Consider the following 15,546-nt stretch of genomic DNA (forward strand, 5'->3'; position numbering starts at 1 on the left):
TATAAATGGGCACTATCTTCGCTTCTTTCGACCTATTGATATAGACACTGTTAATAGACTGCTGACCAAACAGAGGCTAGAAATTTTGAATTTTAATTCAACGAGAATTTAGCGATCATATCTTGCTGGATGTTGCGGACTCGGGCATTGAACTGGTCGGAATTCAAATCAACGAATCTCAACGGATCGTTTTTACAAAGCACGAATTCGCGTATCGTGTCGCGATTCCAGCACTGATAATTATCATGCACGGCTCTTAATACCGACTTTAATTTATTCACCGCATACAGCATGTCATCTTCCCTATCCGCGAAAGAAAACGTCATTAAGTCCGCGATGGCTGACCTGACTTGAGTAAACGCATTATTCGAGTCAAATTCGATACTTTGTTTCATTCGGTTTATCCCTCTAATCGTTAGAAAATTGAATTCGGTTCTATTAGAGAAAAATATCGCATCGGGCTCTTAACTCAAACTTAACGGCAAGCCATGCCTAGGTTGCTTGTTTTGCGGAAGACGGGCTTGAGGAGGGGCTTGATTCGCCATCCAACCAGTCGGGCTGTCTCGACATTCTGGCTACCCCGAACCTACCCCTGTCTGAACCGCTCGGATTCGGTCTGCTCGAACGGCTGTGCATTCACCGCCAAGAAGGCCGAATTCACTACGCCGGGCCGCCGGCCAAGCCGTTCGCGAAGCCCAATTTTTGAACGGCTCAAGGACAGCTTTAGCAACGCGGGCTTGGAAGCCGCTGGCAAGCGGCTTGGAATCGGTTTAGTATTCAAGCAACGGTGATGATCGCGCCAATCGTTTCAACCACGACAGTCTGCTCTGCACTGTAAACAGCAGCTGGACAAACCCGATTCGGAAGGTTGAAATGATCGCGCCCGACCTGATTTCCCAAACCATATCAGGGTCGGACGGCCTTTTTACGATTCGCTTCGAACTATGCCGGTAAGATTCCGGCTCCGTTTTTTATGCATCAGGCGTACGCCATTTGCCATTTTCACCATCAGTCAGTTTCTCAACCAATTTTAAAATGGACGTAACACCCTTGGACGACCTGGATCGCATCGACCGGGCGGTCTGGAACGAACTGACCGGCGACGGCTACCCGTTTTTACGCCACGAGTTTCTGGCGGCATTGGAACACAGCGGCTCGGTCAGCCCGCGCGGCGGCTGGTGGCCTCAGCATTTGTTGGCGCTGGAGAATGGCCGGCCGGTCGGCTTGTTGCCGCTGTACCGCAAATCGCATTCCTGGGGCGAATACGTATTCGACCAACAGTGGGCCGATGCCTATCGCCAACACGGGCTGGCCTATTATCCCAAATGGTTGACCGCGATTCCGTTCACGCCCTGCCAGGGGCCGCGTTGGGCCGTGGCGCCGGGCACGTCAAGCGATGCGGTACTGGCAAGCTGGTTCGAATACCTGCAAGACCGAGCCAAACGGGAAGCGATCTCGTCTTGGCATTGTTTGTTCCCTCGGCCCGACGAGGCCGAAACATTGCGTGCGTTGGGCATGAGCATTCGAGAAGGTGTGCAATTTCAGTGGTTCAATCGCGAGTACCGCGATTTCGCCGACTTTCTCGATACGATGACCGCCGCCAAGCGCAAGATGGTCAAACGCGAGCGCCGTAAGGTCGAAGAGCAAGGCATCGTCATGCAACGCGTGGCCGGCGCCGACGTCACCGACGAGCAATGGCAAGCCTTTTACCGCTTCTACGCGGCGACCTACATCAAGCACCACTCGCAACCCTATTTAAATCTGGATTTCTTTCGAGAAATCGCGCTGACCATGCCGCAGCGAATATTGCTGATCCTGGCGATCAACGGCGACCGCTATGTCGGCGCCGCGCTGAGCTTGATCGGTGCCGATACCTTATACGGCCGTTATTGGGGTTGCGACGAAGAATTCAGCGGACTGCATTTCGAAGCCTGCTATTACCAGGGCATCGACTATTGCATCGCCAACGGCCTGAGCCGTTTCGATTCCGGCGCCCAGGGCGAACACAAGATTGCCAGAGGCTTCGAACCGATTACCACCTATTCCGCCCATTGGCTGCGCGATCCCGGCTTCGCGGACGCGGTGGAACGTTTTCTGGAACGGGAGAAGATCGGCATGCAGCGCTACAAACTCACCGCCCAAGGCTATCTGCCGTTCAAACACGCTGGTCCGGATCGGCAGTAAACCTCCCCGCTGATCCAGCCTCGCTAGCCGAGCCATTGACCGCTTAGATTCGAATCGGCGATACTGCCTTTAACCGTGCAATTATTATGGGAAATAGGTGCGCCGAGTGCGTTTTCCGATGGTTGCACTCGATTCGATATCAACAGAGGCATTCAAACTATGACAGATAAACTGATAGCCATCGCCGTGGACACCGATGGCCGCGTCGCTTCTCACGCGGGCAGAGCGTCGCGCTGGCTGGTCTACGTCGTTACCAAGGAGTCCCGCGCCGATCTGGCCTGGACGCTGGATTTGACCGACATCGGCAGTCTGCACGAATGGCATGTGCGTGGCGACGGCAATCGCCACCCCTTGCACACTGTCGATATCGCGATTGCCGGCTCGGCCGGCGACGGCGTGATCCGCAATCTGGCGACCCGCTCTACCGAGTTGCTTACCACCGGCGAGACGTCGCCCGATCAAGCCTTGGCAGCCTATCTGGCCGGCACGCTGAGCGAAGGCCCGGCCCATGATGAACAACATTGCCTGAAAGATAACCATTGAGCCGGCGATTGCAAACCGCCCCGCTGGCCGCCAGCACGCCGCGACTTGCAAAGCCATCGCGGAAAAAACATGGCTTATTGCATTCGCGGGCCGGGCCCGCATCACTCGAATCCGCCCGGATTGCCGGCGGCCGCTGGGGCTGGCGTCGCTAGCCCGCGCCGGAATCGCTCACCGTCAAACTTTGAATCGGTAGCCGACGCCCGATTCGGTTAACAGATGTTGCGGCTGAGTGGGATCGGCCTCCAGTTTTTGGCGCAATTGACTCATGTAGATCCGTAAGTAATGCGCGTTTTCTTGAGAGGACGGTCCCCAAACCTCTTTTAATATCTGCCGATGAGTCAGAACTTTACCGGCATGCTTGATCAATACCGCCAGTAAACGGTACTGAATAGGCGTCAGATGCACGTCCTCGTCCGCGACGCTAACCAGACGGTTTTGCAAATCCACCCGCAGGTTGCCGGCCGTAAACACTGCTTCGCCGGCACCTTCCGCGCCGCGATTAGCGTGTCTGAGCGCGACTCGAATCCTGGCCAGCAACTCGCCGAAACCGAAAGGTTTGGTCAGATAATCGTCGGCGCCGGCGTCCAACGCGTCGATCTTGTGTTGCTCGTTGCTGCGCGCCGACAATACGATGATAGGCACCGCCGACCAAGCCCGCAAAGAGCGAATCACGTCAACCCCGTCCATATCCGGCAGGCCCAGGTCCAAAATCAATAGATCCGGCTTGCGCACGCCAGCCTCGATCAGGCCTTGCTTGCCGGTCTCGGCCTCGAACACCGCGAAACCGTGCGTGGTCAAACCGGTGCGCAAAAACCGCCGTATCGACGGATCGTCCTCGACGACGATGATGACCGGCTCGATTTTAGCCATGCCGGCTTACGGTCGCTTCGACCATCATTCTTCTAACTCCAGGCTGGGCGGTGGTTGGTCCAGCGGCAGTATAAAGGTAAAAATCGCGCCGCCGCCAGACCGATTGCGGGCGAAAATCCGGCCGCCATGGACTTCGACGATGGCTCGACAAATCGCCAAACCCAAGCCGGCTCCGCTCTGGGCGGCTTCGTGGCGAACCTGGAAGAACTTTTCGAACAGCCGCTCTTCCTTGCCGGCCGGAATACCGGGCCCCCGATCGGCGACGCTGAGCTCGACAGCCTGATCGCTGGTTTCCACGCGGATATCCAAATCGCTACCCACCGGCGTATAGCGCGCCGCGTTTTCCAGCAGATTGATCAACACTTGCTCGATCATCACCGCATCGGCGTAAACCATCGGAATACCGGCCGGCAGCGATACCCGCACCGGTCTGCCGGCCAGGCGTTTTTGCAGCACGGTCAATGCGGTGCCGACGATTTCCTCTAACGGATGCCATTGCCTGTTCAGTTCCAGCACGCCGGAATCCAGGCGGGCCATGTCCAGGATATTGTTAACCAAAGTCGACATCCGTTCGGCTTCGTCGACGATGGCCCGGCTTAATTCCAATTTATCCGACGGCTGCAACTGGCCAGCGTCTTCGGCCAATGTGGTCGCGGAGCCGATGATAGTCGCCAGCGGCGTGCGCAAATCGTGGGAAATCGCGCTCAGCAAGGAGTTGCGCAAACGTTCGGCCTCGACTTGCAACAGGGTCACGCGGGCCGTTTCCGCGAAGCGAATGCGGGCCACGGATTGGCCGATTTGGCGTAAAAAGGTTTCCAGCAATTTCTGCTGCTCCGGCAAAAACACCCGGCGCAGATTGACCGGCCGCATCGCCAGCACGCCGACGACTTTATCGTCGTTTTGAATCGGAAAATAAATCGCCTCGGCGCCCGCCAAGGTGTTGGTGCCCTGTCCGGCCATTTCGTTGTGATCGAAGACCCACTGCGCGATGCCCAGATCGGCGCCCGGCAGAGACTCCGCCAATGCCGCGCCGCGCGGATGCTCGATTCTATCCTCGGCGTTGGCAAACAAAATCGCGTTGCGGCTGCTGAATTCGGAATACAACTGGCGGACCGCGATTTTGACGATATCCTCTTCGTTCTGGGCGCCGGATAATTCCTTGCTCATCGCGTATAAGGCCGCGGCCCGCCGTTCCCGGTGCGCCGCCACCTTAGCCTGCGAACGCACATTGACCATCAGATTGCTGATCACGATGCCGACCACCAGCATCGCCAGCAAAGTAATCAAATATTGGCTGTCCGATACCGAAAAACTGTAAAACGGTTGAACGAACAAAATATCGAACACGCCGACACCCAGCACCGACGCCAAAATCGATGGTCCCCGGCCGAAGCGCGTGGCAACGAACACCACCCCCAATAGAAACACCATGACCAAGTTTGCCAGTTCGACGCTGCCGAACAATAAATAACCGACCGCGGTACTGAACGCCGTCACGCCGACCGCCCAGGCGTAACCCAGATAGCGCCGGCGCGTCTTGGCCGGGATGCGCTGCTTGAGTCCCGGCAGCGGGCTTTTTCTGAACAGCGACGGTTCGGCTTCCGGCGCATCCATCTCGCCGCGACGCGGACTACCCAACAGATAAATATTGATATTGTGGGCTTGAGCGATCAACACATCGACGACCGACCCCAATAACCAGCGCCGCCAACCGCGCCGACTGGGCTTGCCCACGACGATTTTGTTGATATTGCGTTCCCGGGCAAAGCGGATGATCGCCTCGCTCATTGCCGGCGCACTGAGCGTGACGGTTTCCGCGCCCAACTGCTCGGCTAGTCGCAAGATCCGCAACACCCCGTCGCGCTTGACCGCCGGCAGCCGGGCCAGCTCGGGCGTCTCGACGTAAGCGACGATCCATTCGGCCCGCAACCCGGCCGCCAGGCGCTTCCCGGCCCGTACCAGCCGTTCGGCCAACGGGTTGGGCCCTATGCACACCAGCAAGCGCTCGCCAACCTGCCAGACTTCGCGGATCGCATTGTCTTCTCGGTAATCCAGCATCTGCGCATCGACTCGGCTCGCGGTCTGGCGGAGCGCCAGTTCGCGCAACGCAATCAAATTGCCTTTGCGGAAAAAATGCTGTATTGCCTGTTGCGCTTGTTGCGGCAGATAAATTTTGCCTTCCTTCAATCGGAGCAATAGCTCGTCCGGCGGTAAATCCACCAGTTCGACTTCGTCGGCATCTTCGAATACCGTGTCCGGCACGGTTTCCCAAACCCGAATCCCGGAAATCTGACCGATGTCGTCGTTCAGGCTTTCCAGATGCTGCACGTTCAACGCGGTGTAGACGTCGATGCCGGCTTCCAGCAATTCATGAATGTCCTGCCAACGTTTCGGATGGCGGGAACCGGGCGCGTTGGTGTGGGCCAGCTCGTCGACCAGAATGATGGCCGGTCGCCGCTTCAGGGCCGCGTCGATATCGAACTCGCGCAGAACCGCGCCCTTGTATGGTACCGGCCGGGTCGGCAAACACTCCAAGCCGTCCAGCAAGGCCTCGGTTTCCTTACGGCCGTGGCTTTCCACCAAGCCGACGATCACATCCAACTGCTCCGCGCGCCGCTCCCTGGCCGCCAACAGCATCGCGTAAGTCTTGCCAACTCCGGCCGCCGCGCCGAAGAATATCTTCAATCGGCCTCGCTTGGCCTTGGCCCGGTCCCGAGCAACGCGGGCCAGCAATTGGTCGGGATCCGGGCGTTCTGGATTCATTTGAAAATGTAGCGGATCTTGATTTGGGAGACAGCAATCAGTGTACGGACTAGCGGATAAAAATGCCGTAAAGATTCACGCGGTAAGCTGTGAACGGCGGGCCATCCGCGCAATCCCCACCCATATCGAAGCAGCGGCGGGAAAAGCGCGAACTAAATAGCGTTGCCTCAGCGCCCACGGAGCAAAATCAAGCCCATCTTCACCTTATCGCGCAGCGTCTTTTGACTAAGACAGGTATGTAGGCATAACTTCTGGCAAGCGATGGTTTCCTTCCGAATGTCACGGGCCGCCGGACCGCGCCAGATCTGCTCGGCGCTCTGTTGCGTCAAATTTCCGATCACCGGGAAGTAGAAGCAGGTTTGGACATCGCCATTGGTCCGAATAAAAAAGTCGCGCATACCGACTCGGCAAGGCATGGCCTCGGGTGGCGCTTTTTCCTCGCGAAAATGTTTGACCATCTGGTTGATGACCGTTTCGCTGTTCATGATCGGTTCTCCGGCACGCTTGAGCGCGATCAGCGTGTTCTGCACCCGCTCGAGTTCCGGCCAGTCTGATTCTTCGATCCACAGTTCGTCGTAGGTTTCCGGGGTCCAGCGATCCAAGGGCTGAAGGTTCAGCGCGGTTGCGCCGACTTCTTGGGTCCATTTCACCATTTCCGGCAACAAGCGGAAGTTTTTGGCATTCACCGTGGTTTTAATGACGATAGGAAAATTCAGCCCGGCCTTGTCGCGGGCATCGCGAACGCATCGAATACCGTTGACCAGCCTCTCGAATAGCGAGGGATAGCCGCGCAAGTAGTCGTGCAGTTCCGCACTCGGCGCGTCGCAGGAGATATTCAAATTGAACGGCTGGGTTTCCACCAACCGGGCGGCGTTCTTCCGGTTCAGCGTCGATCCGTTAGTGGTTACGCCGCTGTGAATCCCGTTTTTGCGGCAGAAATCCATCAAGTCCAGAAAGCCAGGCTTTAAGAAGGGTTCGCCGCCGCTGAAGTTGATGGAGTAGGTGCCGACGAACGCCCGAATACTCAGCAAGGCGGTTTGCCATTGTTCAATCGTCATTTCCGGTTTGTACTCGGGCAAACGCCAAAACTTGCAATAGCGACACTTCACGTTGCAGCGTTCGTTGATCAACGCGTAGAAGCTGACGGGCTTGGTCAAATCGGCGCCGCTCGAAAGGTACAAGGCCTCGGCCAAGTGGTTATAACCGTGTTTGACGGCCATATGGGCCAGCGAGGTCGTTTTCATCGTTCAAGCTCCAATTTGAACCGACCGGCAAATGGCACGTGCCGCCAGCGGGACCGAGAGATGCGTGTCGCCAAACGCGCATCTAACGCCCCAGCGGATTCACCACAGACTATAACTTGTTTAAGACAAACTCGCTATTTTCAGCCTACATCCGGCGTATCTCGGCACCGCGATTAATGTCTGATTTTGTAGCCGCTCTTGAAGACCCACCAGACGAAGCTCAGACAAATCACCAGTAAACCGCAAATCATTCCGATACTGACGCCGACGTTAAGGTCGGCAACACCATAGAAACTCCAGCGAAAACCGCTGATCAAGTAGACCACGGGGTTGAACAAGGAAATCTTCTGCCACAGCGGCGGCAGCATGTTAATCGAGTAAAACGCCCCGCCCAGAAAGGTCAACGGCGTGACGACCAACATCGGCACCACTTGCAATTTCTGGAAACTGTCGGCCCACAGACCGATGATAAAGCCGAACAAGCTAAAGGTAATCGCCGTCAGTAACAGAAATCCGACCATCCACAGCGGATGAGCGATGTCGTAAGGCACGAAACAACGGGCCGTCGCCAAAATCAGCAAACCCAGCATCACCGATTTGGTCGCTGCCGCGCCGACGTAGCCGAGCAATACTTCGATCCAGGACACCGGCGCCGACAGCAATTCGTAAATCGTACCCGCCCATTTAGGCATGAAAATACCGAATGAAGCGTTGGAAATGCTCTCGTTCAGCAAATTCAGCATCACCAGACCCGGAATGATGAAGGCAGCGTAACTGACGCTGTCGATGTCGCCCATCCGCGACGCGATCGCCTTGCCAAACACGATGAAGTACAGCGACGTGGTGAGCACCGGCGCGGCGACGCTCTGGGCCAGTGTGCGAAACGTGCGCGCCATTTCAAAACGGTAAATCGCGCGAATGCCGTAAACGTTCATGCGCTAGCCTCCTTGGGCTGGTGAACCAGACTGACGAAGATATCTTCCAGCGAGCTTTCGCTGGAGCGCAGATCCCTGAATTCTATGCCGTGCTCGGCCAACGCGTTGAGCAGTTCGGCAATCCCGGTCTCCTCGGTCTGACTATCGAAGCTGTAAACCAAAGCCAGGCCACTCTCGGCGATTTCCAGCGGCCAGTGACTCAAGCCGGCGGGAAGCTCGTCTATCGGCAAGCGTAGCGTTAACGTCAATTGTTTTTTGCCGAGCTTGCGCATCAAGACGGCTTTATCCTCGACCACGATCAGTTCGCCCTTGCTGATAACACCAATGCGGTCGGCCATGTCTTCGGCCTCTTCGATGTAATGGGTGGTCAAAATGATGGTGGTGCCGCGCTCGCGCAATGCGCGCACCATGCGCCACATATCGTGCCTGAGCTCGACATCGACACCGGCGCTAGGCTCGTCCAGAAACAGAATCGACGGTTCGTGGGACAGCGCCTTGGCGATCAGCACCCGCCGCTTCATGCCGCCGGATAAGGCCATGATTTTTTCGTTACGCTTGTCCCACAACGACAGATCACGCAAGATCTTTTCTATGTAGCCGGGGTCGGGGGGCTTGCCGAACAAGCCGCGACTGAAGGAGACCGTGGCCCACACCGACTCGAACGCATCGGTATGCAGTTCTTGCGGCACCAGGCCAATACTGGCCCGCGCCGCCCGATAATCGCGGGCGATATCGTGACCGTCGGCGACGACGCTGCCGGCCGAGGCTTTAACGATACCGCAAATGATGCCGATCAGCGTGGTTTTGCCGGCCCCGTTCGGACCGAGCAACGCGAATATTTCGCCGCGGCGGATATCCAGATCGACATTCTTTAAGGCTTGAAACCCCCCGGCATAGACTTTATTGACGCCGCGCACGGCCACGATAACGTTGGAGGACTGGGCTTCCGGCGGCGGGATGTTGGGCAAGGTCCGTGGCATGGATCGGTTCGATGGAAAGTGGTTGGGAAGGCAATCGACCAGTGATTCCGCTTCCGGGTTCCGGCAATTTAGCGAAGCGGCGGTCTACCGATCAGATCGAAGGAAGAGGTTGCAGCGAATTCAACACCTTAGGCTGCCTGACGATTCGCACCGCAACCGGCGCGTCTTGGGAAGAAAACAGACCGCAACTCACCGAGAGACAAGCGGAACGATGATGTTGGCCGTCGAGCTGCGCTCGACAGCCAACGTTACGAATCAGAGTTTTTTGTCGATCAAGACTTGGTCGTCGATAATCAGCTTGGAAACGCCGCCCAGCGACAAGTGCAAGGTGCAGGACGCGGTTTTAAAATTGGAGTCTTTCTCGCCGACCCATTCCATCGTCACGTAAGTAGCCTTATCCGTGGAGGTCTTGGACGGAAAGAACACTTGCGTGCCGGTTTTGTTCTCGATCAGTTTCGGGCATTTTTGGTTGGCCATTTCCTGCATCGCCACCAGGGCGCGGATTTGCGCCGCCGCCTCTTTTTCTTCGTTGGATTGATCCTTGCTGACGCCGACCAATATGAAGCCGACCACGAATACGCCTACCATAGCGATCATCAATTTCTGTGTCTCACCCATTGTAGCTCTCCTCTCTCTATTGTAATTATTTTCGGCGAATCCGAAGTATTGCCCTTCGGATTCTATGCTAAATGGCTGGCAGCGGCAATCGAAGTCGACCGCCGTTATTGCGGGTCGACCTGTTCTATCCAATTGCCCAGGTTATAGTAGTTGGTGATACGGGCGACCTTACCGTCGCGAATGTCGAAAAATGCGCCGGCCGGCAAGCGATAGGTCTGGCCGTTGGCTTCCGGCAGACCTTCGTCGGTGTTCAGGTATTCGCCCAAAACGACGAACTCGGCCGCGCCGCGGGTACCCGTTTCATTGGCCATCACCACCATGTCCACCAGTTGCTCTTTGTAGTGGTGATTCATTTTTTGCATGAACTGACCGAAGGCTTCCTTACCGGTTTCGCGATCGCCTTGGTTGATGTCATGCACGACATCGTCGGTCAGCAGGCTCAGAAAGCGGTCCATGTCGCCATTGTTGAACGCTTGGTAGTAGTTCTGAATCAATTCGATCGCTTGCTTTTGCATGGCATTACCCGTCGGGAAAGGTGTTGAAAAGCCGGCGATTCTGCCAGAAAACCGCTTTTTTTCAGCTTAAAATTCGACGCCCTGCTCGGCTTTGATGCCGGTTTCGTAAGCATGCTTGATACGAGTCATTTCAGTGACGGTATTGGCGACCGCAATCACTTCCGGGGCCGCGTTGCGGCCGGTCAACACCAAATGCAGCCAAGCCGGTTTTTGGTTTTTTATGAAATCGGCGATTTCCGGGCCGCCGATCCAGCCGTAGCCGCAGCAATAATTGATTTCGTCGAGAATGACCAAATCGAACGCTTCCGAAAGGATTTTTTGCTTGGCGAATTCCCAAATGTCGCGGCTAGTCTTGATGTCCTGCTCCGGATTTTTGGTATCCCAGGTGAAGCCGTCGCCCAACGCGTGCCACTCGATATTGTCGAAACGTTCGGCCGCGCGTTGCTCTCCGGTCTGCCATTGGCCCTTGATGAATTGAATCACGCAAACCTTCATGCCCCAACCGGCCGCGCGGAACACCATCCCGAACGCGCTGGAGGATTTGCCCTTGCCCTCGCCGGTGTGGACCAACACCACACCCTGTCTTCTATCTCTGGTTTTCATGATCTCTGCTTCGTGATCTCCCGGCGACGCCAGGGTTCACGTGCATTGTAACAATTAAACGGCGCGGGACGGACTAAGCTACCGGCTAACGCTTGAGCTGCTCACGAATGGAAACCGAACAAAACCAACGCCAAACATCCGACAGAGAAACCCATCTAGCCAGCGACCGCCCGCTCTCTAAAGTGCCTGGGTGACTCGTCGTTTGTCGCTGACCAAGGTTCCGAATAGCGCCAATCCGCCGGCAAACAGCCAAGCCGCGGCCGGTAGCGGCACCGGCGCATAACCGTATCCGCTGTCGGTCAGCAACTGATAACGATTGTCGGCAATCCCCAAATACACCAATCCGGTGCTCCCGAAATTGGCGGACGATTGGGTCGCCGTGGGTTTGAAGTAGCTGCTGGCGCTCGCGCCCACTTCCAGGAAGGCATCCAGCGAAATCAAGGTATTCACCGGCACCGAAAACGTCGCGACGCCGGTGCAAGACGGCGTCCAAGAGCAGTTGAAACTGCGCGGCGTGTATCCATTCTCGGAGAACGAGATGCTATCGCCGGTACCGAGTTGGACGCTGCCGCGAGCGGTCGCCGAGCCGGACAATCCCCCGGATACCAGATACGTCAAGGTCAAATCGATATTGCGGCCGCTCGGTCCCGCCACGCTAAAATGATCGGAAAACGACACCTTGCTGCTGCCGCTGGCGACATTGGCGGCATAAGCGGTCGCGCTGGCGCTGGCGGTGGCTTTCAAGATACCGGCGCTGACGAAGCCGCTGGCGGACGAGCGATACGTTTCAAGGTTTGTGCCTGGACCGCTCCTCGGATCGGGTACTTGATACAGCGCATCGACCGCGTACGCGGAGGGGCCGTTAACGTTGTCTATCGCCTTGAAATCGGAATCGTAGGACGGGCTGCCATAGGCGGCGTTGGCGCTAGCCGTCACGGTTAACGAAGTGTTGTAGGCATTAGCGGCCGGCGCGTAAACGAATGGGGCGCACAACGGCAACAAAAGCACAAAGCTATTCATAAAATACCTCGATATTGATGGTTAGTAATTGGAGATGGGATGGCCGACAGGGCTTATGCGAGCAACGATTTCGGGAGCATCAAATCCGCACGGATGTTGAACGCTGCCGGAGACGCAGCCAGCCCGGCGCCAATAGTGCCGATCCGAACAGCCAGGCCGAGGCCGGTAGCGGCACTTGAGAAACGCCCGAGACGTTCGCATAGGCGTGGCTAGTCACCTTAAAGGAGATGCGGCCGATACTCGTGGTCGGTAGGGTGACCGATAAGGTCCCCGACGCCTGGGTAGGCAAGCTACCGACGAGATTGGCGTTCAGGAATAGATCCTTACGGCTGGACAAAGCCTGGTTGGGATCGCCGAAATCGTTGACCACCAGCAACACCCAAGCCGCCGCGACGTCATTCATCCCGCTGCCCGGCACCAAGCCGATACTCATGCTGTAATCGACCGAGAACGTGGTCGTCCCCGTTCCGGACCCGGTGAAACTGCCGGTGCGATAGCTCTCGGTCGTCACCGCGTCGCCATAGGCCGGATCGCTATCCTGGGAATAGGCATGCAGCAAGTCCGGATCGACATCGGCTTTCGAGATCAGCGAGCGAATCCCGCTCCCTGTTTGCAGGCTGGTTAACGGCGTCACCCAATCGGATGAATAGGTGCCTTCGCCGTAAGGGGTCTCCATGCGCGTATCGACGCGCGACGACTTGTCGTACCAAGCGATTCCGGCGTTGACATCGGTGCCGGACGTCACGCGAAAACTACGCCAGTCCACGCTGACCTCCGCGGTCGAGCTGGCGCTGCCGGCCGAGGCACCGTGATTGAAGGCCATCAAACTCAGGATGGAAATTGCGAGTACGGTCTGTTTGAGTCTCATCGTATTGCCCTTGGTATAACCGTTAACGGTTGAATGGAAGCGAAAAGCCACCGCGCGATTAAGCGCTACGAATTTGACATATCGTCGCAACTTTATCACTCAATTTGGTATCTATTTTAGATACCATAGAAATACCAGTTACAAATTTCGGTGTCAATCGTGGATTATTGATTTCGATCCGGTAATATTTCATGGATTCTTTTGCTGCTGGGGAGTAAGCGTGTCCATCCTGGTGTTAGGCAGTTACGTCCAGGCCCATTGCCTGAACGTCGAACATTTGCCGGCGCCCGGCGAATCCCTGGCGGCCGAGAGCTTGCTTTCCGAACACGGCGGCAAGGGTTTCAACGTCGGCGTCGGCTTACATAGACTCGGCGCCGAAGTAAGTCTGCTACTGCCGCTAGGGCGCGACGCAGCAGCGGACAGCGCGTCGCGATGCTTGATGGCCGAAGGCATGAATGTGGACTGGCTATTGCGGATTGGCGACCAATCCGGATTTGGCGTGGGCTTTATCGGCCCGAGCGGCGAGAATTTTCTAGCGGTCTATCCCGGCGCCAACGCGCTGTTGGACGCCGGCCATGTCCGGCAAGCCATCGTCGCCCTGCCCGGTTTGGCGTTGATGTATGCCCAATTCGAAATTCAGGACGCGCCGATCCGCGCGGGATTCGAAATCGCCCGCCAACGCGGCATGGCAACGATGTTGAATCCGTCACCGTGGCGAGCGCTGGATCCTGAAATATTGGCGTTGACCGACATTCTGGTGCTGAACCAAACCGAAGCCGCCCATTTGTTTAATCTCAACAATGACGGGATAGAGCCGGCGCAATGCCTACTTGAATTGGCGACCAGGGCAAAACGAATCGGCTGGTCCGGCAAGTTGCTGATCGTGACCTTGGGCGACCAGGGTTGCGTGGCTTTGAGTGACGGCCGCATCTACCGGCAAGCGGCCTGGCCTATCGTTGCAGTGGATACCACCGGAGCCGGCGACGCCTTCAATGCCGGATTGGCGATCGGTTGGTTGGAAACGCATCGGGCGGAGGACGCGCTGTTCAAGGCTAGCGCGTGCGGCGCTTGGGTCGCGGCCCGCCCAGGCGTCCTGAAGAGTTTGCCGACCGGCGCTCAGATCGAGCGCTTTATCGCGACCAATCCAATACCAATAAACTAATTAGTCCGGCCGAATTTTTAGATTGACCCGATAGGTGTAGGCGTCGCCGCGAAAAGTGCCTTCGACATATTCAACGATCTGGCCGTTGTCGGCGTGGGTTTTCCGTTTCAACAGCAAACAGGGTGCCGGCTCGGCGAACCCGAACACCGCTGCTTCGACGTCGTCGCAAAGCACCGCCTCAATGGTTTGCTCGGCATGCACCAAACCCAAATCGCAAACGGACTCCAAATACTGATACGCCGAACCTTCGCCATCCCAATCGGCCAGCGCCGGCGCCACGGTTAAATCGTACCAGGCCACTTCGCGCGACAGCGGCATGCCGTCACCGAGGCGCACCCGTACCAAACGTAGAAACCGCGCCGATGCCGGCCGATTGAATAGCGAGGCGATGGTCCGATCGACAACGACCCGGTGCTCCAGGATTTGGGTGGATGGCGTGATGCCGAGCTCGCGCATTTCCTCGGTAAAGCCTTTCAACTTCCCCATCTCCGGATTGATACGCGCCGGCGCCTTGACTTTGGCGCCGGAACGGCCGTGGCTGGCGATGCGATCCTGCGCCCGCAATTCTTCATAGCAGCGTCTGACCGTGGTCCGACTCAGCGCCAAGGCTTCGGCCAACGCGCGCTCGGACGGCAAACTGAAGCCGTCCGCCAATTCGCCGGACTGAATCATGTCGGCGATGCGTTTTTGCAATTGCTTGTATACCGGCTCCGATACGCCGGCATTCGGACGAATTTTCTCGATGAAGGCCGCACTGTCGTTGGCGGCCAAAGAACCGGTACTGATGCCGTTGGACGCGATGGCCACCGTTCGAGCCTCCCGATACTTAGCGCTTGCCTAGCAGGTTTTGCACTTTGACCAACAATATCGACGCCGCCAAGACCAAGGTCACCGCATTGGCGGCAATAATCGCCACATTGCGCAAGTACAAACCATAGATCAACCACATTAATACCCCCAGCGTGAACATACTGTACATGCCCAGCGATAGCGAACCGGTATCGCGGGTTTTGATCGTCATGATCGCTTGCGGTAAAAACGACAGCGTGGTTAGCATCGCGGCCAAATAGCCGATGAATTCGTAAGAAAATGCCATGGAAACTTACGGTTGAGAACTTAGTGGAGTGTTGGTTGGAAAACGCGGCTTGAATCCTTCGACGGACAGACAAACTCGGGCGTAAATTTAAACCGCGAACACCGCGGCCACGGTCTTGAATTTAAATGGGCGGCCGGAAAACGAA

16 protein-coding genes are annotated in these 15,546 nt (G+C 56.8%); 3 read left to right on the forward strand and 13 right to left on the reverse strand.

Annotated elements, in window-relative coordinates:
* Nucleotides 1–92: 92 nt before the first annotated feature.
* Complete coding sequence (locus ACP4CD_RS07865; protein ID WP_426994157.1) at nucleotides 93–395, reverse strand: hypothetical protein; 303 nt, start codon at nucleotides 393–395, stop codon at nucleotides 93–95.
* A gap of 640 nt (nucleotides 396–1,035) precedes the next feature.
* Between ACP4CD_RS07865 and ACP4CD_RS07870 the strand changes: the two genes are divergently transcribed.
* Nucleotides 1,036–2,184 (forward strand): GNAT family N-acetyltransferase, encoded by a 1,149-nt coding sequence (locus ACP4CD_RS07870; protein ID WP_426994158.1) that lies wholly within the window; start codon nucleotides 1,036–1,038, stop codon nucleotides 2,182–2,184.
* A gap of 159 nt (nucleotides 2,185–2,343) precedes the next feature.
* Nucleotides 2,344–2,727 carry a NifB/NifX family molybdenum-iron cluster-binding protein gene (locus ACP4CD_RS07875; RefSeq protein WP_064030778.1) on the forward strand — a complete coding sequence of 128 codons (384 nt, stop codon included), beginning with the start codon at nucleotides 2,344–2,346 and terminating at the stop codon, nucleotides 2,725–2,727.
* A 174-nt stretch (nucleotides 2,728–2,901) separates the two neighbouring features.
* On the opposite strand, the gene kdpE is transcribed toward ACP4CD_RS07875, so the two are convergent.
* The 10 genes from kdpE to ACP4CD_RS07925 all read right to left on the reverse strand — a co-directional run bounded on the left by kdpE (nucleotide 2,902) and on the right by ACP4CD_RS07925 (nucleotide 13,143).
* Complete coding sequence (gene kdpE / locus ACP4CD_RS07880) at nucleotides 2,902–3,597, reverse strand: two-component system response regulator KdpE (RefSeq protein WP_281022922.1); 696 nt, start codon at nucleotides 3,595–3,597, stop codon at nucleotides 2,902–2,904.
* 24 nt (nucleotides 3,598–3,621) lie between these two features.
* Nucleotides 3,622–6,360 carry a DUF4118 domain-containing protein gene (locus tag ACP4CD_RS07885; RefSeq protein WP_426994159.1) on the reverse strand — a complete coding sequence of 913 codons (2,739 nt, stop codon included), beginning with the start codon at nucleotides 6,358–6,360 and terminating at the stop codon, nucleotides 3,622–3,624.
* 167 nt (nucleotides 6,361–6,527) lie between these two features.
* Complete coding sequence (locus ACP4CD_RS07890; protein ID WP_426994160.1) at nucleotides 6,528–7,604, reverse strand: radical SAM/SPASM domain-containing protein; 1,077 nt, start codon at nucleotides 7,602–7,604, stop codon at nucleotides 6,528–6,530.
* 173 nt (nucleotides 7,605–7,777) lie between these two features.
* The gene (locus ACP4CD_RS07895) at nucleotides 7,778–8,539 is read right to left on the reverse strand and encodes an ABC transporter permease (protein ID WP_064030782.1); all 762 of its coding nucleotides are present in this window, start codon (nucleotides 8,537–8,539) and stop codon (nucleotides 7,778–7,780) included.
* Nucleotides 8,536–9,519 (reverse strand): ABC transporter ATP-binding protein, encoded by a 984-nt coding sequence (locus ACP4CD_RS07900; protein ID WP_426994161.1) that lies wholly within the window; start codon nucleotides 9,517–9,519, stop codon nucleotides 8,536–8,538. The genes ACP4CD_RS07895 and ACP4CD_RS07900 overlap by 4 nt, the downstream gene beginning before the upstream one ends.
* Nucleotides 9,520–9,774: 255 nt before the next feature.
* Nucleotides 9,775–10,137 (reverse strand): hypothetical protein, encoded by a 363-nt coding sequence (locus tag ACP4CD_RS07905; RefSeq protein WP_064030784.1) that lies wholly within the window; start codon nucleotides 10,135–10,137, stop codon nucleotides 9,775–9,777.
* Nucleotides 10,138–10,241: 104 nt separating this feature from the next.
* Complete coding sequence (locus ACP4CD_RS07910) at nucleotides 10,242–10,652, reverse strand: ketosteroid isomerase-related protein (RefSeq protein WP_064030785.1); 411 nt, start codon at nucleotides 10,650–10,652, stop codon at nucleotides 10,242–10,244.
* A gap of 66 nt (nucleotides 10,653–10,718) precedes the next feature.
* Nucleotides 10,719–11,255, reverse strand: a complete 537-nt coding sequence (cobO, locus tag ACP4CD_RS07915; RefSeq protein WP_426994162.1) for a cob(I)yrinic acid a,c-diamide adenosyltransferase — start codon at nucleotides 11,253–11,255, stop codon at nucleotides 10,719–10,721.
* Between the two features lie 177 nt (nucleotides 11,256–11,432).
* A complete protein-coding gene (locus ACP4CD_RS07920) occupies nucleotides 11,433–12,275 on the reverse strand; it encodes a hypothetical protein (protein WP_426994163.1) in 843 nt (280 codons plus the stop codon).
* A 79-nt stretch (nucleotides 12,276–12,354) separates the two neighbouring features.
* The gene (locus ACP4CD_RS07925; RefSeq protein ID WP_426994164.1) at nucleotides 12,355–13,143 is read right to left on the reverse strand and encodes a hypothetical protein; all 789 of its coding nucleotides are present in this window, start codon (nucleotides 13,141–13,143) and stop codon (nucleotides 12,355–12,357) included.
* Between the two features lie 220 nt (nucleotides 13,144–13,363).
* On the opposite strand from ACP4CD_RS07925, the gene ACP4CD_RS07930 reads away from it, so the two are divergent.
* On the forward strand, nucleotides 13,364–14,305 hold the full coding sequence (locus tag ACP4CD_RS07930; protein ID WP_426994165.1) for a ribokinase: 942 nt from the start codon (nucleotides 13,364–13,366) through the stop codon (nucleotides 14,303–14,305).
* Here ACP4CD_RS07930 and ACP4CD_RS07935 read toward each other — a convergent pair whose 3' ends face one another.
* A complete protein-coding gene (locus tag ACP4CD_RS07935) occupies nucleotides 14,306–15,112 on the reverse strand; it encodes a GntR family transcriptional regulator (protein WP_426994166.1) in 807 nt (268 codons plus the stop codon).
* A 19-nt stretch (nucleotides 15,113–15,131) separates the two neighbouring features.
* Nucleotides 15,132–15,401: a SemiSWEET transporter gene (locus tag ACP4CD_RS07940; RefSeq protein ID WP_064030789.1), complete on the reverse strand. Its 270-nt coding sequence runs from the start codon at nucleotides 15,399–15,401 to the stop codon at nucleotides 15,132–15,134.
* Nucleotides 15,402–15,546 lie beyond the last annotated feature (145 nt).

This window comes from Methylomonas stagni, assembly GCF_050154735.1.
Lineage (GTDB): Bacteria > Pseudomonadota > Gammaproteobacteria > Methylococcales > Methylomonadaceae > Methylomonas > Methylomonas koyamae_A.